Source organism: Clostridium sp. DL1XJH146 (assembly GCF_054819755.1).
This window is the reverse complement of sequence record NZ_JBTVVN010000007.1, coordinates 1-21,057: the sequence shown is the minus strand read 5'-3', so window position 1 is coordinate 21,057 and position 21,057 is coordinate 1. Positions and strand designations below refer to the sequence as shown.

The 21,057-nt window shown below is 30.1% G+C and carries 17 protein-coding genes and 1 pseudogene; 2 read left to right on the top strand and 16 right to left on the bottom strand.

Translation table 11 applies throughout. The features are described 5' to 3' along the window. Positions 1-7 precede the first annotated feature (7 nt). The 4 genes from ACVHXK_RS05010 to ACVHXK_RS04995 form a co-directional block, all read right to left on the bottom strand. Positions 8-454 (bottom strand): OsmC family protein, encoded by a 447-nt coding sequence (locus ACVHXK_RS05010; protein ID WP_461205271.1) that lies wholly within the window; start codon positions 452-454, stop codon positions 8-10. A gap of 214 nt (positions 455-668) precedes the next feature. Beyond that, entirely contained in the window at positions 669-1,103 is a 435-nt protein-coding gene (locus ACVHXK_RS05005; protein WP_461205270.1) for a MarR family winged helix-turn-helix transcriptional regulator, read from the bottom strand. Between the two features lie 127 nt (positions 1,104-1,230). Then, complete coding sequence (locus ACVHXK_RS05000; RefSeq protein WP_461205269.1) at positions 1,231-3,126, bottom strand: endonuclease MutS2; 1,896 nt, start codon at positions 3,124-3,126, stop codon at positions 1,231-1,233. A 70-nt stretch (positions 3,127-3,196) separates the two neighbouring features. Beyond that, a complete protein-coding gene (locus ACVHXK_RS04995; protein ID WP_461205268.1) occupies positions 3,197-4,522 on the bottom strand; it encodes an MATE family efflux transporter in 1,326 nt (441 codons plus the stop codon). 212 nt (positions 4,523-4,734) lie between these two features. On the opposite strand from ACVHXK_RS04995, the gene ACVHXK_RS04990 reads away from it, so the two are divergent. Next, on the top strand, positions 4,735-5,829 hold the full coding sequence (locus ACVHXK_RS04990) for a dipeptide epimerase (RefSeq protein WP_461205267.1): 1,095 nt from the start codon (positions 4,735-4,737) through the stop codon (positions 5,827-5,829). Positions 5,830-5,959: 130 nt separating this feature from the next. On the opposite strand, the gene ACVHXK_RS04985 is transcribed toward ACVHXK_RS04990, so the two are convergent. The 10 genes from ACVHXK_RS04985 to ACVHXK_RS04940 form a co-directional block, all read right to left on the bottom strand. Further along, positions 5,960-6,853, bottom strand: coding sequence for a DMT family transporter (locus ACVHXK_RS04985; RefSeq protein ID WP_461205266.1), 894 nt, complete (start codon positions 6,851-6,853; stop codon positions 5,960-5,962). A 207-nt stretch (positions 6,854-7,060) separates the two neighbouring features. Continuing rightward, on the bottom strand, positions 7,061-8,470 hold the full coding sequence (locus ACVHXK_RS04980; RefSeq protein ID WP_461205265.1) for a YfcC family protein: 1,410 nt from the start codon (positions 8,468-8,470) through the stop codon (positions 7,061-7,063). Positions 8,471-8,533: 63 nt separating this feature from the next. Then, on the bottom strand, positions 8,534-9,631 hold the full coding sequence (locus ACVHXK_RS04975; RefSeq protein ID WP_461205264.1) for an amidohydrolase: 1,098 nt from the start codon (positions 9,629-9,631) through the stop codon (positions 8,534-8,536). A gap of 274 nt (positions 9,632-9,905) precedes the next feature. Beyond that, a complete protein-coding gene (locus tag ACVHXK_RS04970) occupies positions 9,906-11,954 on the bottom strand; it encodes a sigma-54 interaction domain-containing protein (protein ID WP_461205263.1) in 2,049 nt (682 codons plus the stop codon). Between the two features lie 214 nt (positions 11,955-12,168). Then, on the bottom strand, positions 12,169-12,822 hold the full coding sequence (locus ACVHXK_RS04965; protein ID WP_461205262.1) for a peroxiredoxin-like family protein: 654 nt from the start codon (positions 12,820-12,822) through the stop codon (positions 12,169-12,171). A 276-nt stretch (positions 12,823-13,098) separates the two neighbouring features. Beyond that, the gene (locus ACVHXK_RS04960) at positions 13,099-14,478 is read right to left on the bottom strand and encodes an MATE family efflux transporter (protein WP_461205261.1); all 1,380 of its coding nucleotides are present in this window, start codon (positions 14,476-14,478) and stop codon (positions 13,099-13,101) included. Between the two features lie 145 nt (positions 14,479-14,623). After that, positions 14,624-15,496 carry an N-carbamoylputrescine amidase gene (gene aguB, locus ACVHXK_RS04955; protein ID WP_461205260.1) on the bottom strand — a complete coding sequence of 291 codons (873 nt, stop codon included), beginning with the start codon at positions 15,494-15,496 and terminating at the stop codon, positions 14,624-14,626. A gap of 26 nt (positions 15,497-15,522) precedes the next feature. Further along, entirely contained in the window at positions 15,523-16,551 is a 1,029-nt protein-coding gene (locus ACVHXK_RS04950; protein WP_461205259.1) for an agmatine deiminase family protein, read from the bottom strand. A 250-nt stretch (positions 16,552-16,801) separates the two neighbouring features. Continuing rightward, complete coding sequence (locus tag ACVHXK_RS04945) at positions 16,802-17,599, bottom strand: alpha/beta hydrolase (protein ID WP_461205258.1); 798 nt, start codon at positions 17,597-17,599, stop codon at positions 16,802-16,804. Positions 17,600-17,768: 169 nt separating this feature from the next. Next, positions 17,769-18,644 carry a LysR family transcriptional regulator gene (locus ACVHXK_RS04940; RefSeq protein ID WP_461205257.1) on the bottom strand — a complete coding sequence of 292 codons (876 nt, stop codon included), beginning with the start codon at positions 18,642-18,644 and terminating at the stop codon, positions 17,769-17,771. 225 nt (positions 18,645-18,869) lie between these two features. Here ACVHXK_RS04940 and ACVHXK_RS04935 point away from each other — a divergent pair, with 225 nt between their 5' ends. Continuing rightward, on the top strand, positions 18,870-19,691 hold the full coding sequence (locus ACVHXK_RS04935) for a nitroreductase family protein (RefSeq protein ID WP_461205256.1): 822 nt from the start codon (positions 18,870-18,872) through the stop codon (positions 19,689-19,691). Positions 19,692-20,137: 446 nt separating this feature from the next. Here ACVHXK_RS04935 and ACVHXK_RS04930 read toward each other — a convergent pair. Together ACVHXK_RS04930 and ACVHXK_RS04925 are read right to left on the bottom strand one after the other, a co-directional pair. Next, a pseudogene (locus ACVHXK_RS04930) lies at positions 20,138-20,305 on the bottom strand (phosphohydrolase); the annotation flags it as partial. A 132-nt stretch (positions 20,306-20,437) separates the two neighbouring features. After that, positions 20,438-20,761 (bottom strand): DUF2500 domain-containing protein, encoded by a 324-nt coding sequence (locus ACVHXK_RS04925; RefSeq protein ID WP_461205255.1) that lies wholly within the window; start codon positions 20,759-20,761, stop codon positions 20,438-20,440. Positions 20,762-21,057 lie beyond the last annotated feature (296 nt).

Below are 21,057 nucleotides of genomic sequence, written 5' to 3'. Positions count from 1 at the left end.
TTATGTATTACTTTTCTATTGTTATTTTTGCTGCACCTAATTTTACTCCACCATTTATTGTGTCTCCAACAGGGCAAGTGTTTTCAACAAATTTAACAAACTGATGAATTCTTTCTTCTGAAGCATTGCTTTTAATATGGAAATTAAATCTAATGTCTTGATAGCCTTTTCTTACTTCATCATTTAATCCCATAAATCCATCAGTATCTAAATCACCTTCAACCTCAGTCCAAAATTCTTCTAATTCAATTTCAAAATGTGGTGCAAATGCTGAAGCTGCAATAGTTTGGCATGCTCCAAGACTACATAATAACAATTCAACAGGATTCATTCCTGTATTTGTGCCACCTAATTGTATTGGTTCATCAATAATTAATTTGAATCCTCTTGATTCAGCCTCAACTGATAGTCCTCCTGTGCTCTTTGCTATAGCTTTAAATGTTTCCATTGGCATAAAACCACTCCCTTTTAAATTAATTAGTATACTAATTAGTAGTATAGCATCTATTTTAGAAATTTCAATACTTATATTACTAATTAATAAATTTTTAACAATTTTTTTTTATTACAGGAGAAATAAAATGCAGCGCAAATACTACCGAGGAAATAAAAAAATAATTCCCTATTCAAAAAAAAATTAAGGTAAGTGTATCAATTTTACACTTACCTTAATTTGTGTCCTCATCTGCATTTTTAGCCATTATATCCAAAACCTTATAAAAAACTTGAAATTCCTCTTTACTGATTCCTTTAGAAAAAACTAAACTCACTTCTTCTGCAATTGGCATTAATTTTTTTATTCTTTCTTGACCCTTTTCTGTTAAAGATAAATATGTAACTCGTCTATCTTCATTATCTTTTGTCCTCTCTACTAGTTCTTCCTTTTCCATTCTATCAATAAGTCTAACAATGGTGGAAGCTTTTAGGTCCATTTTATCTGCTAATTCTCGTTGATTTATCTTGTCAAATATATTTAAATTGTACATAACTAACCATTGAACCCTAGTAGAACCCTCCGAAACTAATTTTTCATTAAAGGAGTCACCTAACTTTTTTGCAACCTTATTTGTAATAAAAACTACACAACTTTCAACATTAAACATATTACTTCTCTCCTGACATCATATAACTCTATTATATAAGTTTTTGAAATTAGATTCAAATTATACCTATTTTATATTTCTAAAATCATTCCTAAATTTGGCGTAAAATAACAAGTTTTTTCTCTTTTTATTTAAGTAATTCATTTATACCATATTTTTGTATTTTTTTCAGTGTTTTCTTCGAACCTCTTTTTATATCCTTTTCTAATTTTCGTTCCTTAAAACTTGTAAATAGAGAATTCAAATCATAATCTTCTGGATACAAATCTTCTCTTCGAGCTTCTAACTTAATTAAACTAATATTCAAAGTTTTAATCTCATCATCTATATAAACTTGAATATTGTTCTCCTTATCTTTTTCTTTATATATAAGTCCACTTTTTTTCAAAAAATTAATATACACTCTATCGCCAACGTTAAAATAATAATAGCTTTTCTGCTTCTCATATTTCTGGTTTTTTCTTATTCTTCCTTGTTCTACAATGGACACATCGTAATTTTTATCAGACATATATTTCTCTGCCTGTTTTAAGACCTTAAAATTTATACCCATTTTTTTAGAAATCCATAAAGCATTACTTTCCCCTGATTTGCCAAGCGCTAACTTATATAAAGGTTCTAATGTTTCCTTATCAAATTTCATTGCTGCGTTTTCAAAATCTGGATGCATAGATGAATAATTTTTAATTTCATTGTAATGAGTTGTAGCTATTGTAATGGCACCTTTTTTATATACATCTTCTAGAATTGCAATAGCTAATGCAGCACCTTCACTTGGCTCGGTTCCGCTACCAATTTCATCAAACAATAATAATGTTGATTTATTGGCTTTATTAATACATTTTGATAAATTTTGCACATGTGAAGAAAATGTACTTAGTGCATTTTCAATACTTTGGTCATCTCCAATGTCAACAAATATTCTTTCGAAAATTGAAATATTTGTGCCTGTTACACATGGAATATGAAATCCTGATTGTACCGCTAAAGTTAGTAGCCCTATGGTTTTTAATACTACCGTTTTGCCACCAGCATTAGGCCCTGTAATAATTAATGACCTAAAATCTTTTCCTATTTCAATGTTCAATGGAACCACATTTCCCTTAAGTAAAGGGTGCTTTCCTTTCACAATATTAATATAACCATGTTCATTTATTGAAGGCTCTATAGCATCAATTGACTTAGAATATTTACCTTTAGCAAATATCATATCGATATACGCTAAGGAATCAATATTCATTTTTATTGAATCTAAATTATCATACACCAATGCCGTTAAACTACATAAAATTCGATATTCTTCATTAGTCTCATTACTTAATAATGTATTCAATTGATCTGTAAACTTTCTAACACTATTAGGTTCCATAAAAGCAGTTTTATTTTTACTCTCAATAACAACCCCATCTACAAGATTTTTAGAAGACATCTTAATCGGTATTGTCTGACTACCATTTCTCATTGAAATAAAAAATTCTTGAATATAAGCTTCATTTTTCTTGTTTTTAAGAAATTTATTTAATCCTTCTTTTATTTTATCCTGGGTGTTTGAAATATGCCTTCTAATTGTTTTCAATTCCGAAGATGCTTCACTCCTTATCCTACCTTTATCTATGGTTGATTCGATTTCTTCTACAATTTTATAATTACTACGAATGCCTCTACACACGTTACATAAATATGGCGCATAAGACTCTTTGCTCTTCATATATTTACTTATTTTTTGACATCCCTCAAAAAAATCGTAAATCTGCATAAGCTGCTCTACATTTAGAATTCCATCTTTTTCAACATAATTGATAATATTCCTGATATTAGTAGTACCTGATATTCCTATATTTCCTGAAATATCCATTAGTTTTCTTGCCTCAGAGGTTTCTAGAAGCTTTTGTTTAACCGCATTAAGACTTGTTGACGGCTCTAATTTTTCGAGTAATTCTCTTCCTAAACTACTAGAACAATAAGTTTTTACTTCTTGAATTAGTAGTCTATATTGTATTTTTTCTATTGTATGATTATTCATATTTTCATTAATCCTTATTATTATTTGCTTATTTATTTTATTGCATTATATTATTTTATTCTCTTAAATCTTAACAAATAACACTAGATTTATATTTTTTAACTTCTATCAAATACATAGTATAAGCTACAATTCCTTTAAGCACACTTGATATTGAGATACTCATCCATATACCCATCACTCCAAAAGGTTCTATTAAAATCAAAGCTAAAGGAATTCTTAAACTTGTAAATATAACACTTATAGTAGAAGAAATCTTAGGTTTTCCTATACCTGTAAAGAAACCATTTGATATTATTTCTGTAGCACTAAATATTTGCGAGAAGGCTACAGCTTGCAGATAAGATTTGGTAATAAGTATAGTTTCTGCATCTCTTACAAATAGTTTAATAAATGGAGTACTAAAGAACATGAACATTATGCCCATTAATAAAGAATATACTATACCTATTTTCAAAGCTGAATTGTAGCCTTCTTTTATCCTATCGTATCTTCCAGCTCCATAATTTTGCCCAGTGAAGGCCGCTATTGCGCCATGTAACCCTCCTATAATCATAAATATTATCGATTCAATTTGGAGCCCTATCTTCTGTGCCGCTATTGCCTCAGATCCAAATATAGCTATTATCTTTGCAAGGAATATATTAATTACAGTAAATAAAAGTCTTTGAATCGCCATAGGAAACCCTAGAAGCATTATTTCTTTTACCTTCTCATAATGAATTCCGATTTTAAAATTAAATTTAAGCATACCAGAAGAATTAATAATATATAAACTAAACATTAAAATATTAGCTATCATAGTAGCTATAGCTGCCCCTCTAACTCCAAATTTCAAAGAATAAATCAATAATGGATCTAATATTATATTTGTAATCATACCTATAGCATTTATTTTAAAAGCTAATTTATTATTACCAAAACTACCTAATATTTTTGTATTTAATGTGTTGTAAAACACAAAAAACATAGTAGGCCCACTTAGCGCCAAATACAAAGAAGCATCTTTTTCAACTGAAACATTATTAATATTTAAAAACCCTATAAGATTTTGACCCGCAAAAATAAGTATAAACATAAAAATAACACCAATTATTGTATTTAATAAAATACCTGCATTAATATACTCTTTAACCTGGGTATCTTCTTTTTTTCCAATGGCATGAGCAACTTTTATTCCTGTGCCAATAACCACCATAGAGATTAGGGAGTTTCCAAGTCCCATAAATAAACTTGAAGACCCAACACTTGCAACTGCATTAGTTCCGAGTCCCCCAACCCATATAATATCCACTAAATTATAGGTAAATTGCAAAAGTGAACTCCCCATTATAGGTATTGAAAGCGTTGTAAGTACTTTTATAACTTTTCCTTCTGTTAAATCTATTTTCTTCATAAATTCATCCTTTGAGTAAAATTGTTTGCACTAAGGATTATACCATAAATGATTTGTTAATTCATGCTAGGATTTTTGCATTTTTAGCAAGTATTCTAGTAATTATTAAGTTTTTCTAGTATAATTTTAATGTGCGATTTGCTAAATAAAATAGCAATACAGCTATTTTTGTTTTACTGTATTATTTAAAAATAAATGTTAGAGGTGTTATTATGAAAATAACCGATATAAAGCTAGGAATAATCTCAATACCTCTTAAGACTCCTTTTAAAACAGCCTTAAGAACTGTAAGTAGTGTTGAAGATATAATTGTAAAAATAGAAACAGATACTGGACTTGTAGGATACGGTGAAGCTCCTCCAACAGGAGTCATTACCGGTGATACTACAGGTGCTATAATTGGAGCCATCCAAGAACATATAAGCAAACTTCTTGTAGGAAGAGAAATAGATAATATTGAAGAAATAATGAAAATATTAGATAAATCAGTAGTAAAAAATACCAGTGCTAAAGCCGCCGTTGATATCGCAATATATGATTTATATGGACAACTTTACAATGCTCCACTTTATAAACTTTTAGGTGGGTACAGAAAAGAAATCACAACAGATATAACTATAAGTGTAAATGAACCAGAAGAAATGGCTAAAGACAGCATCACCGCAGTTAATTTAGGATATGATACTCTAAAAATCAAAGTTGGATTAGATGCTAAAAAAGATATTCAAAGAATGAAAGCCATTAGACAAGCTATTGGCTATAATGTAAATCTAAGAATAGATGCTAATCAAGGTTGGACTCCAAAAGAAGCTATTTATACCTTAGATGAGATGCAAAATCAAGGATTAAATATTGAATTTGTTGAGCAACCCGTTGCTGCTCATGACATTGTAGGCCTTAAATTTGTAACAGACAATACTCGTATTCCTGTTCTAGCCGATGAAAGTGTATTTTCTCCTACGGATGCTCTTACGATTCTTCAATCTAGAGCAGCTGATTTAATAAATATCAAACTCATGAAAACAGGTGGAATTCATAATGCTTTAAAAATATGTTCTGCTGCTGAAGTCTATGGTGTTGAATGTATGATAGGTTGTATGCTAGAGGCTAAAGTCAGTGTAACTGCTGCAGTACATCTTGCTTGTGCTAAAAGTATAATAACTAAAATCGACTTAGATGGACCAGTACTATGCAGCGAAGACCCTGTAGATGGTGGCGCTATATTTGATAATTATAAAATTTCTTTACCCGATAAACCTGGTCTTGGTTTTGAGAAGATAAATAAAGTACGCTGGATTAAAAAATAACGAATGTAATAGCCCCCACTTACTCTTTTTAAGTGGGGGCTTATTTTTATTTATATCCACAATCAAAACTTATCTCAACACATTAATAATTAGAACGCTCAGCTACTATTGTCATTCCACATCATTCAGATTATTTCGCCCACTTCATTATTTTCTTTCCATATAATACTATATATATTCCACCTATTATAAGTAAAGTCCCTAGTAAAAGATTTAAAGTAGCTTTTTCATGTAATACTATAATAGCTAAGAAGCTTGCAATTACAGGTTTAGCAAAAAAAACTAATGAACCTTTACTTGCTCCTACTATTTCTAAACCTTTAAAATATGTTACATACGCAATTCCAGTTACAAAAAACGCAAGATAAGCAATTGGTATAATTAAAGATGTATGGATCTTAAAAACCGGAATATCAAATATCAATAGAAAGGGAATAATAATTACACTCCCACTCAAAAAAGAATAAGCATTCATTTTTAAACTCCCTACCTTAGAAGCTACTTTTTTGCCCATTACAGTATATAGTGCAAAAATAATAGAAGCTATTAAAGCAAGTAGTGAACTTTTATATTCCATATTGGCTATATCAAGCTCTTGCATGAATACAATAACTATACCTAGAACGCCTATAACTAGTCCAATTATTTTATATAATTCAATTTTCTCTTTTTTAATAATAGCAGTAAAAATAGTTACAAATATAGGATTACTGCTTATCATTACAGCAACAACTGATGCCTTTGCATTTTCTATAGTCAAACTTAGTTGAAGTAAGTTCATAGAAATAGTTACATTTAATATCCCTATTAGTAAAACCCATATAAAATCATTTTTACTTATTTTCAAATCTTCTTTGTTTAAAATTAGTATGCCTAATAGAAAAAGCCCTCCAAAGAAAAATCTCATAAAATTGAGCTGAAAAGAAGTAATTTTACCAACTGTAAATATACTAACAACTTCTATGGAACTAAAAAATATAATAGTGTTTAATAAATAAAAATACCCTAAATTGTTTTTTTTCATATAATCTCCCCTGTTTAGCCTAACATCTAAATTTATTCTAAAAACTACATCTTAATTTTAACTGATTTTGTAGATAAATATAACCCAGTAAACAATAATATCTACTGGGTTATACACTAATGTAAATTGCAAATAAAATATTCACTTTATCTTTCATCTATCAAAAGTATATGAACTAAATTTTTTCTACTTTCAATTAATTAGAATTTAAGACCAACCAATCAAAGTACCAACAGCAATTGCAATAGTTCCAATCAATACCCAAATTCCAAATAATGGCATCATAAATTTCAACCATTTTTCATAAGGTATTTTAGCAACTCCAAGTGCTGCCATTAAAACACCAGATGTTGGAATTACAACATTTGAGAATCCATCTCCATATTGGTATGCAGAAACTGCAACCTGTCTACTTACATTAACAACATCAGCCATTGGTGCCATTAGTGGCATAACTACCATAGCTTGACCTGAACCTGATGGTACAAAGAAGTTAAAAATAAGATTTATATAGAACATGAAAACTCCAGAAATCACAGCTGGAACTTTTGCAAGTGGCATAGACATATAGTAAATGATAGAATGAATTATATTTCCATCAGTTAAAACTATTGTTATAGCCTTTGCAAAACCTATTACAAGAGCACCATAAACCATACTCTTACATCCTGCTATAAAGGATTTAGCCATATCATCTGGATTCATTTTAGTTATTATTCCAGCTATAATTGCTACACCTAACATTACAGCACTTAAATAATTAAGTCCCCATTTTAATTTAAAAGATCCATATGTATATAATACAAATCCTGCAATTAACGTTATTAGAACTAATGCATGTCTAACATTAAACTCTGCTACTACTTTAGATCCTTCTGTTCCTTCTGCCCATTCTATTTCTTCTAATACACTATTTTCAATATTATCTTGAAGTTTTTTAGAATAACGGATTACATACCATACAGAAACTATAAAAATTATTGCCCATACTATTGATCTAAATGTAAATCCAGACATTGGAGGTATTCCAGCAATAGTTTGACCTAAGATTGTATTAAAAGGTCCCATAGGACTTGCAGTAAATCCTGAATATGCACCTAAGTACATTATTGACATTCCCACAATTGGATCTAATTTAAGTTTCTTTGCTAAAGCTATTCCGATAGGAATAAATGCAATAGATGCATTTACAATTATGCCTAGAGCTCCTAATACAGACATAATAGCCATAAGCACAGGTATAACCAAAATAGCTCTTTTCTCTAATTTATTAACTGAAAGATTTATAGCTGCATCAATAGCTCCAGTATCATTAATTATTTGGAAATATCCACCTACTAAGAACACTAAGAATATTATTGAAGCTGCTCCTGTCATACCATCTGTAATGGATAATAGAAAGCCCATTACTCCAACAGGTGTTCTTTCTATAAAGTGGAATGAAGCAGGATCAATTAAAGTTTTTCCTGTAATCTCATCAACTATTGTTTCATACTGCCCAGCTGGTATTATATAAGTTAATAGTACAGCTACTATAACAAATAATACAATTAACGTGTATGTATTTGGAATTTTAAATTTACCTTTTACCTTATTTGCTTTAACAGAACTAGCCATTAAAAATTCGCCCCTTTTTAGTTTATATTTGTATTTCTTTTTCTAAGATTATTAATTGAATAATTACATTAATCTTTTCTTAATAATTTTTATAAGAATTTCTTCACCGTATTCTAATGTTTTTAAATCAAAACTCATTTTTGGATTGTGCAAGCCAGGAGTCAAGTTAGCACCTAACCCTACATAAGCAGTTTTTACTCCAAGCATCTTAGTATAATAATGAAAATCTTCTCCACCTGGTGTAATAATAGGATCTAAAGCTTCTCCTAGAACTTCCTCAATAGCTTCTTTAGCTATTTTTATCATGTCAGCATCATATTCTGCTGCAGGTAGACCAGCCTCCACATTAACTTTTGCTTCTGCACCGATAGACTTAGCACTTTGAATAATAGCCTTTTCAACTGCTTCTGTTAATGTATCCATAGTTTCATTGTTCTGCGCCCTTAAATCAAGAGCTATAATAACTTTGTCTGGAATGATATTATGGGCAGAACCTGTAGAATTTATCTTAGTTACTTTTGCAGAATGAGGAACTCTAGGATCAATTCTTATAGCATTTATTGAGTTTATTGCTATTGCAGCTGCATCTATAGCATTTACACCTAAATGAGGTCTTGCACCATGAGATGCTAATCCACATATTTCGGCCGTAACCATCTTAGAAGCTCCATGATAAAGTGCTGGCGTTGCTTCTCCTAATTTAGCCTCTTGAATAGGTCTTAAATGAATTCCAACCATTTCATCAACTTCATCTAAAATTTTAGATTCAGAAATCAATTTTGCTCCTTTACCTAATTCTTCCGCCTGTTGGAATACAAATAATATCTTACCTATTTCTATTCCACTTTCTGAAATACTCTTTGCTACTGCAAGAACTATAGAAGAATGTGCATCATGTCCACAAGCATGAATATTCACTATCTCACCATCAATACTAAACTCTAAAGCATCCATATCCGCACGAACAGCTAGTATAGGCCCCTCTATACCACTTTCCATTTTAGCAACAACACCAGTTCCGCCAATTTTTTCTGTAACATCATATCCAAACTTTCTTAATTCCTCTGCTATAAATTTCGAAGTCTGAATTTCAGTTAAGCCGATTTCTGGTATTGAATGAAGATATCTAAATATTTCTTGAACATATTTATTTTCAGACATTTTTTCACCTCCTTCAGTATAAACAAGTATTTGTTATCTTTATATAGCAATACTCATGCCAATATTAATAATTTATCAAAATTTGCTCTGAATTTATGTGAAATTTACAATTATTATCTTTTTTATGAATATTTATTCACCATTGTATCCTTACGCAACATAGTATTTCAGTTATTACAGCATATTTCAAAATGACAATAGAATATTTATAAAATAAACACTATAAAAGTGTATGAATTTACATTTAAAACGGGATGGTATTAGGTTTTCACCTTTATACCATCCCGTTTTCATCCCTCATGTTTATCTTAGCTATTATATTAATACCTTTATCTGTCAATACAGAACCTTTTCTTCCTTTATCACGTAAAATAAATCCGTTAGCATATAAAAAATCCATTATATTTCTAATTTTATATTCTGAAACATTAACGCTGTTTTTAATCAATTCATTATAAATAAACCTTCTACCAGCACTTCTATATTTAAGAATCATCATTATTTGCTCTGCAATTATGCTATCATCTATTGTTAAGCCCAAAAACAAGCTTTCTTTTATAAGGTTTCCTTTATCATATTCTGTTTTAGTAAAACCTGGCGGAAGGTCTCTTGTAGTTAATAAACTCCCCCCCATATAAGCCATATATTCAATACAGTTTCGTAATTCTCTAATATTTCCATCCCAATAATTATTATATAATATTTCCATAAGTCCCTTATCAATTTTTTTCTTTTTAATATTAATTTCTTTGAAAATATCTTCAATCAGATAAGGTATATCTTCTTTTCTTTCTCTAAGTGGTGGCAAATTTAAAGGAAATACATTTAATCTATAGTATAAATCTTTTCTGAATTTACCATCTTTCACTAATTTGTTTAAATCCCTATTAGTAGCTGCAATAATCCTTACATCTACAGGAATAATGCTTGCTCCTCCAAGTCTCATAACCTCTTTTTCTTGAAGAACTCTTAAAAGTTTAGCTTGTATGTTAATTGGTAGTTCCCCTATTTCATCTAGAAACAAGCTCCCTTTATGTGATAGCTCAAAAAGTCCTTTTTTACCACCTTTTTTTGCTCCAGTAAAAGCACCTTCTTCATATCCAAATAATTCACTTTCTAATAAATCTAATGATAACGTAGCACAATTTATTGCAAGAAAAGGATTCTTATTCCTCTTAGAAGAATTATGTATAGACTGAGAAAACAACTCTTTTCCTGTTCCGCTTTCACCTATAATAAGTACAGGATTGTCTATTTTACTAATTTTAATTGCTTTTTCTTTGCAACTTATAAGAGTATTCCCTACTCCTTTTATATCTTTAAAAGAATACTTCGCTATATGTCCCTTTTGAACAAGTTGCTTTCGTAATTGATTTTCTAGATTTTCTATTTCAGTTTTATCTTTTAAAATAATTACATAGCCAAATATTTTATCTTCATTTTTTATAGTTCTTTTAGTTATAAGGATGCTTTTATTCGTTGGGTTATATTTAACTAATAGATTTTCTATAGCTTCCCTGTGAAAAGTTTCAAGAGATACTGGTAATCCATTAGTAATTTTTTCTCCTAATAGTTCCTTATCATCAACTCCTAAAATCTTTTCTGCTGATTTATTTAAGTGTAAAATCTTATAATTATTATCTATAACTATAACACCATCATCTATAGTATCTAAAACTATATTAAGTTCATTTCTAATCTTATTTGTATTTTCAAAAACAAAATCAAACCCTGAATTAGCTGAAATAGTTTTTTCAGCGTATTCTTCTAATTTATTATGAAATTCATAATTTAATAAATCAAGCTTTGTAACTAGATTTATTAAGGTAGAAACATTAATAACTCTCCAACCTATATCAATAATTTCCCCTGCATTTTCAGGGATATATGATATTTGACCTGGCGTTACTGTATATTTAACATTAGGTATATCAGAAACACCAGGATATACCGGTTTAAAATCAATATGTTTGATACCTAGTTCATACAATAGAGATATTGTTTGTATCGTTCCAAGGGAGCTATTATTTACTAGTAATACTTCTGTATTTTTTGGAATTTTATATAATGGGTCTAAGCTTCCTTTTTTAAAAGTCTTGCTCAAATAAACAATTTCCACACTCTTATCAAGGTATTTTTGAGCAATATTTGGCAAAACTGATTGACTTATTAAAGCTACATCCCCATAAATTTTCTTGCTAATCCCTTCTCTTATACTATACCCTTCTATGTCTATACAATTTCCAAAAAATTCTTTTAAATCTCCAGTATATTTTTCTCTAGGTTTTTTTTCTAATGTAATAAGAATTAATTTTTTCTTCATTATACAACTCCATCTTTTGCATTTATTGTAAACTACCCTCCGCTTTCTTTGTCGAGGATGTAAACTTTTGCTACCTACGTTAAAAAACTTTAAGTACATAAATTATAAAATTTATACAAAAATAAAACAAGTCTACTTGTGATATTTCCACATAATAGTCTTGTTTTTTTACTACTTTATAGTTTTCGCTGCATTTGTATTCTATGATAATTTCCTATTTGTTTTTTATAGCTACTAATACAGGTAAAGTATCGCTAGGTTCAAGTCTCTGAGTATAATCAGTATTAACGTAAGCCATAACGATTTGTCCATTTTGATCAACAACATAGGTAGCCGGAAGAGGTAGCTCTGCATCATCATTTCCTTGAGTACCTTCTATATCAAATCCAAACTTATTGTAAAGGTCAAGAAGAGCTTTATCTAATTTGAAAACTAAGCCAAACTCTTTAGCAACAATGTTATTTAAGTCACTAAGTATTTCAAACTCAATTGCATGTTTTTCTTTTAATGAAAGTGAATTATCCGGAAGTTCTGGTGATATAGCTACTAAATTTGCGCCTAATGCTTTTATATCTTGCAATATATCTACATATGCTTTTAATTCCAAATTACAATACGGGCACCAAGCTCCTCTGTAAAAGTTAATGACAAGAGGTCCTTGTTCTAAGCAATCATAAATATTTACTGATTTACCATCAGCATTACCTAATGTGAAATTTGGAATCTTATCTCCAACTTTAAGAGCATTTTTCCCAATTTCTTCTCTCACCAATATTTCTGCTGAATTAGCCATTAAACCATTTACTTCTTTAGGCCTTTTTGCTGTTGCTTGTTCATTATAATCATTCATTGCTTTTTTTAAGCTCATAATCTTATTCTCCTTTTATATTATAATATTTCTCTATCAACGTAATATTATTCACTAGTCAACCGGTCAAATATATTCTATCATAAAAAAAGTATTTATGTCAAATCTATTATTATAAAAATAATATAATACTTCTTAGTTTTTTTGCCACTCAATAATAAAAAGGCAACGAAGAATTATTCTCTCCGTTGCCTTTTTATATTTGAAGCTTAGACTAAATTGTTATTCCACATTAATATCCTGTCGCAAAGTTCCAAAGTAGAAATATTAGATTTACTATCTTATATTTACCTTGTTTCTTATTTTATATATTTCAGGATGTCTTTTAATAAGAATAACAAACCACGCCGTTAACATTACACCTTTAAACATACTGGTTACACTTATGCTCCACCAAACACCTTCTAGTCCCAATATTGTATATGAAGATAGTATAATGGCAGATGGTATACGAATTCCATTAAAAATAATTCCTACTATAGACGGAGGAATTGTCTTGCCTATTCCATTAAAAGCCCCTGCCGATGCAATTTCTATACACATAAACCATTGAGATAACCCTAAAATTTTCAAATATACGATACCTTTAGAAACTGCTTCTTTTTCTTGTATGAAAATAGTGAAAATAGGTTCTGCCCCAAATATCAAAAGAACTGTTGCAATGACCCCTATAATAGTAACTATTCCTAGCGACATAAAATATCCTTTATATATACGTTTCCATTTTTTAGCTCCATAGTTTTGTCCAACAAAAGTGCTAAGTGCCGTTGCAAAACCGCTAGCTGTCATCCATGAAATTGCTTCTATCTGAGATCCGACCTTTTGCACTGCTATTGGTACAGGCCCAAAGGCAGCGATAATCCTAGCGATAAACATAGAAAATATTGTGAACATACCACTTTGAAGTGCCGCTGGCAAGCCAATATTTGTAATTGAATTTAATATTTTTTTATCGAATTTTTGCAATATATGAAAATCCTTAAAATGTTCCGTCTTATTTATAAAGAAAAAAATGAAAATTATAGTTACTAAGAGTTGAGAAAAAACCGTTGCAATAGCAGCTCCTTTAACACCTAAAGTAGTAAAAGGTCCGATCCCTAAAATCAACAATGGGTCTAAAATAATGTTTGTGAGAAGTCCTATAGTATTAATAATAAAAGGAGTTCTACTATCTCCATGCCCATTTAGAATACCTGTAAAAACAGGATTAAGAAAATAAAACAGCATTCCTATAGCTATTATTACTAAATAACTAAGAGCCATTTGGATTACATCCATATCTCCTAAATGAAAAAAAGCAATAATATTTCTTCTAAACAATAATAAAAAAGAACCATATAGTAATCCTAAAATGATACCTAATTGAATAGATTGCGTAATGTAACCTTTTGCTTCTCCTTTGTTTTTTCTACCTATAGATTGAGCTACACCAATTTCAGCGCCCATCTTTGGTATTATAATAAATGCCATAGCTAACCACGTAAAGAAGCCAGCAGTTCCTACAGCAGCCACAGCTTTACTTCCTAGTTTACCTATCCAAATCATATCTACCATGTTGTATGCCATTTGAATAAAGGAAGTTCCCATAATGGGCAGAGCTAATTTTACAATAGATTTTAAAATATCCTCTTTTGTTAAGTCATTCTTTTTAGTCATTACACTATATCCACCTTACTATAAATTTCCTTTTCAAATATAACAAATAAATATAAAACGTGCAATACTTTAAAAGATATATCACTACTTCAAAGTTCAAGTAGTAATATATCTTTTTCAACTAAAGGCTAGTATTGCATAACCCCTATCGACTTTCACCATCATAAGTCATTATAGTTTTATATAAATCTGGTCTGCGATCTCTAAATATTCCCCACTCCATCCTCTGCCTTTCTATGGCAGCCAAATCGAACTCAGCAATGAGTACTGTTTCTTCACTCCGATTTGCTTCTATAATTTTTTCTCCTGTTGCATTTGCAATAAAAGAAGAACCATAAAAGTCTATAGAAGAGTTATCTTGCTTTTCAGTTCCAACGCGATTTGATGCTACAACTGGAACCAAGTTGCAAGCTGCGTGACCAATCATACATCTTTGCCAGTGATCTTTGGAATCTACTAAAGCATTCTCTGGTTCTGAGCCAATGGCTGTAGGATAAAAAAGGATTTCCGCACCCTTAAGCACCATACATCTTGCCGCCTCTGGGAACCACTGATCCCAGCAAACTCCTACGCCGATTTTACCATATCTTGTACTCCACACTTTAAATCCTGTATCGCCAGGGTTAAAGTAAAATTTTTCTTCATAGCCTGGTCCATCAGGAATATGACTTTTTCTATATACTCCTAAAATTTCACCATCAGCATCTATAACTGCTAGAGAATTATACATTGCATTATTCTTTTTTTCATAAAAACTAATAGGTAATACTAACTCTAGTTCTTTAGCTATTTCTTTAAAATGCTTAACTGCCTTATTTTTTTCTAGCTCTGTTGCATATTCATAAAATTCTTCTTTCTCTGTTTGACAAAAATACGGTGTTTCAAAAAGTTCTTGCAAAAGAATAATCTGAGCTCCCTTATCCGCTGCTTCTCTTACTAATTTTTCACCTTTAATCAAATTTTCTTCTATATTAGACGAGCAGCTCATCTGTGTGGCTGCAACCTTAATTTTTCTCATTTATTCAATCCTCCAATCTCTTATCTCTACTTACTAATAACTTCCGGAATTTGTTGAGTAATGCAATGAACATTTCCGCCTTCTTTAATTAAACTCATTCCATCCACTTTAATAATCTTTCTCTCTGGAAAAACTCTTCGAAGAATTGCTTCTGCTTCCTTATCTGTTTCTTCTGCATCTTCTCCAAAAACAGGTAATATAATTCCTCCGTTTACAAAATAAAAATTCAGATAACTTAAAGTTAATCTTTCTCCTTCATAATATCTTGTAGGTGGATTTGGTATTTCTATAATTTCCAAACTTCTTCCTTTTGCATCCTTTGTATTTTTCAAAATTTCTAAATTCTCTTTTGTTATATAATAGTTTGGGTCCTGTTCATCGTAACAGGTTTGTATAAGCACCGTTCCTGCTTTAGTAAAACAAGCAATATTATCGATATGACCGTCTGTTTCATCACCGTATAATCCCTTATTAAGCCAGATTATTTTAGATATATTAAGTTGTTTTTTTATAACTTCTTCAATTTCTTCACGTGACAAATCAGGATTTCTATTAGCGTTCAATAAACATTGCTTTGTAGATAACAATGTGCCTTCACCATCAACATGAAAAGAACCTCCTTCAAGTACAATAGGCACTTCTATACAAGGAATATTCAAATGTTCTATTAGTTTTGATGCCACTTCATTGTCTAGGTCATAAGGAAAATACTTTTCTCCCCAAGCGTTAAAGTTCCAGCTTAGTCCAGTTATTTCATTTTGGTTATTTATAACAAAAGTAGGTCCATTATCACGAGCCCATGCATCATTATGAGGAATAACTACAATACTTGGCATTTCACCACAATAAGTATATACTTCTTCTTTTGTATTCTCACTTGCAATAACAACTACAGGTTCAAATTGTGCAATAGACTTTACTACACTTGCATATCCTCCAATGACTTCCTTGTAATTTTGAGGCCAACACATAGACTCTTTAACTGGCCATTCTATTATTGTTGCTTTATGCTGTTGCCATTCTGCAGGCATATAAAATGTTTCTCTACTATTCATTAGTTTTACCTCATATTCACTCAATATTTTTGTTTATTACTATAAATTCATTATATTATAGCATAAGTTTTTTATATCTGAATAAAAATTTTTTATAATAAATATTAAAAACATTTCTCCTCATACTCTATACTTTTTTAGCAAATAATAATTTAATGTTTTTTCACCATTTAAAAAATCATTGTAGTTCTAAAGTACTAGATGTATACTATATTAGATATAATCATTGAATTGATATATGAAAAAGGTATCAGAAGTACCAATTGCAAATCATTTCAATAAATTTCTTCACTTCATCATCCCATAATTTCCATTCATGTCCCCCTGGTCTTTCGCTATAATCAAAAGGTATATTTAAAAATTCTAAGTAGTTCTTAAATGCCACAGTTTCTTCATAAATGAAATCATCAGTGCCACAGCTTAGATAAAGTTTTGGTATTGTTTTCCCTGAAGCTTTCAATTGAGATGCTAACCAAAAGACATCATCTTTAGTTCCTGTAATATCAACATTTTCACCAAAGATCAATGGCAAATCTTTAGTAAGACGTTTTAGCCACTCTTCAACATCATCTTCTATCTTAGTTTGTAGTAACTGAGCCATAGCAAGAGCTCCTGAAAATGTAGCAGCACTTTTATATCTATCAGGATAAGTAAGTGCAATTTTCATCGCGCCATAGCCCCCCATAGAAATACCTGCAATAGAGGTATATTCTGGGTCCGAGGTGATTGGAAACCATTTTTGTACATGAGCTGGTACATCTTCAGTTATGTAAGAAAAGTAAGGGTCCCCATAAGCCATATCTGTATAAAAAGATTTCCCAGCCTCTGGCATTACCACAGCAATACCCATATCATTTGCATATCGCTCAATAGATGTTAAGCGTTGCCATTTTGTATAATCATCCGTATAACCATGAAGTAGATAAATCACAGCAAATTTCCCTTCCTTATCTTTTATTGCTTGCGCATCTTCATTGGGTAAAATAACATTCATCGCCATATATTTATTCATTAAACTAGAACTATAATTACAATTAAATAATGCCATAATATGCCTCCATTATTTCTTTTTTACTTATATTATAACAAAAACCACTTTTCAATAAAACCACTAAAGACACCAGTGCTAAAAGATTTCAATTAATGGTGAAATACTAGATTCATTAGTAGGACAAAGTTCTTTGGCACACTTGTGACACTTCCTTATATTTTTTTCTTTAAATTAATGATAAAACATAATCTTTAAATTTAAGTGTATTAGAATACAGATTGGAGTCTTTAAGCCATCCCATATAAATGGTTTTATACCCAATAGTTTCTTTTATATTTATAATAGAAAGAGTACTTGTATTAATAAGTGGAGTATTAGGAACAATTGTAATGCCAGCCCCTCCAGCTACTAATCCACCTAGCATATTTGCTTGATTAGGTTCAATTGAGATTTTTTTCGTGTAATTTATAAATTCAGAATAAGAAAGTACTTTATCTTTATTATCATCCCAATAAACAATAAAAGACTCATCTTTTAAATCTTTCAGCGATACTTCCGTTTCCTTTGAAAGAGTATGATTTTTAGGAACAATTAAAACATATTTTTCTTTTTTTACTTGGATTGATTCAATTTCATCATGACTATCAATATCTTCAATTTTCTCGTAAAACCCTAAGGAAATTTTACCCTGTTTTAAGTCTTTTATTATATTTGGAGTGGTTTCATGATTAAATTGAAATTTAGTATCAGGGGAAATGCTTAAAAAACCACTAATTATATAAGGCATAAAATAAGTACCAATACAATAGTTAGAAGCAATTGAGATATTACCTTCCTCAAAATTAATCATAGATTGTATTTCTTCAATACCTTTGTCAATTTCCATCAAGGCCAAATTAGCATGTTTTAAAAATATTTTTCCATAGGGAGTAATTGTAACTTTTCGTTTATTTCTTTCAAACAGAGGAACATTTAATTCTTCTTCTAGTTTAGAGATTGCTTTACTTAATGCAGGTTGACTTACAGAAACTAAATTTGCAGCCGTAGTAAAATTCTCTGTTTGCGCTATGGTTTTAAAGTATTCTAATTGTTGTAAGTTCATATATAACTACTCCTTAATTTATTATAAATTTTTGTTATTAAAATATAATATGTTATAACCAAAAGTTATTACTATGTGAAAAATATTAATTGGACATAATAAGCTATTCCATATATAATCTTAATTACATTTCAAAAAACATATCAATGAATAAATTGATTATAAATTTTATTTATGTATATGTCAAAAGAATTATAATAATTAGGAAAATAAGGAGTGTTAAATATGATGAAAGTTAATAGTGAAAAATGTATAGGTTGCGGCCAATGTGTTAAAGAATGCATAGCAAGCGATATCCAAATTACAGATGGAAAAGCTACTATGAATAATGTAACTTGTTTTAAATGTGGTCATTGTATCGCAGTATGTCCTGTAAATGCTATATCAACAGACGCGTATAATATGGACGATGTAGTAGAATATAATGAAGAAAAATTCCACATAGGTTCAGATACTTTATTGAATTTTATAAAGTTTAGAAGATCTATAAGACAATTTAAAAATAAAGAAGTAGAAAAAGAAAAACTATCTAAAATTATAGAAGCAGGAAGATTTACTCAAACAGGAAGCAATATGCAAGATGTCTCTTTTATCGTAATAGAAGAAAAAATGGAAGAAGTAAAAGATCTAACTTATACAACTTTAAAAAACGTTGGAGAACATATGCTAGCAAATTTAACTCCAGAAACTATGATGTATAAAAGATATGCTGAAATGTGGGTAAACATGTACCATGAGCATAAAGAAAATCCTGAAGAAAATGATAGATTATTCTTTAATGCTCCAACTCTAGTAATAGTTACAGCAAATTCACCAGTAAATGGAGCTTTAGCTTCTTCAAATATGGAACTTATGGCTAATGCCGTAGACCTTGGAACTTTCTTTAGTGGATTTTTCATAAGAGCTGCACAATCAAATAAAGCTCTTAAAGATTTAATCGGAGTTCAAGAAGGAAAAGATGTAGTAACTTGTATGGTACTTGGTTATCCTGATGTTAAATTTAAAAGAACAGCACCAAGAAAAGATGCAGATATAATTTGGAACTAATTTAATAGAATTTCACATCTACATCCAAAGTATTTACAAATAATTATTATTAATTAAAATTAACTCTTTACAACCACCGATTATTATGTTACTATATACACATAAACAAAATAAATTTTAAAAAAGTACAAAAACGGAAGTGATTCCAAAGCATATTGACTTTCATTAGAAACTTAGATGATTCACTAATAGAAAGGGGATAGACCAATGTACCAGATTAGAATTTTAGAGGATAGTAGAATTTTATAAATAAGAGGCTTTAATCTATAAGATAAGGCAAAATACAACATTTGGTTTTAGAAGAAATACTATGCTCTACTCAATTAAAAATTAAATATGATAAATATATAAGGGAGTTCACTTAGTGGACTCTCTTTCTTCTTTTGTAAAATTGTTTATCCACAAGGGTCTTAATGAGGACATTCAATGTCCTCATTTGCTTTTAATTAAAGATAAAGTTTTGTCCCTATCCTTCTATCATATTCTGACCAAGTTCCAGGAGGAACATCTTTTTTTATTTGTGAAATCTTGTTCATAGTTGCATTAATATACTCTGCATAATGTACAATGTAAGCTTCTTCCATATTCAATTCTCTTGGTGATCCATATTCCATTAAAGTTGTTTATCTATACTTGATTATATTATTTGAAATAACTACTCTAATATTCATTTATTTTAATTGAATTTATTTACATTAAAATAATTGGACCCCTGGGGTTTTAGCGAGGCCCTAGGGGTGAGCTTGCTAACCATTAAATCCTAAGAATCTAGTGCCTTGATATTCAAGTGTACCAGCATCACCTTCATGGACAATAGTATTAACAGCTTCTGGCACGATAAACTCTAAAATCTCACCTGCTTCACTTCTAAAAGATATATAGTATGTTTTGGTCGTAATAGAATTGGCAGCATTATGGTAATTATTTCCGTACCTCTTTTGGTCAACAACAGCCTCTATTCTTACCTTCGGTGAATTATTGTTGATGTTCCATTGTCTAATAAGTCTTACACTCATAAAAATCATTATTCCTATACTAAACGCTATTAATACGATACTACTTAGTGGCATAATATTCCTCCTATACGTTCTCTCACCCTTCAAGCAAAAGTTACAGACTCTTCCGATTCTACCGTTTAGTGTTACTAAAAATTTAAAACAGCTGATATTTATAAACGCTTAAATAAACGATATAACATCACCGATGCATCAGCACGGGTCGTGGCCTTTACCACCTTCAAACAGCCCTGTAGTACGATGTCAAGGTCGTCACCTTCGCTAGGACCCCCGCATAGCCATCAACCTAAGAATACAATTTTATTCCAATGCTTGATGGCTATTTTAATTTATACAATTGGAAATTAAAT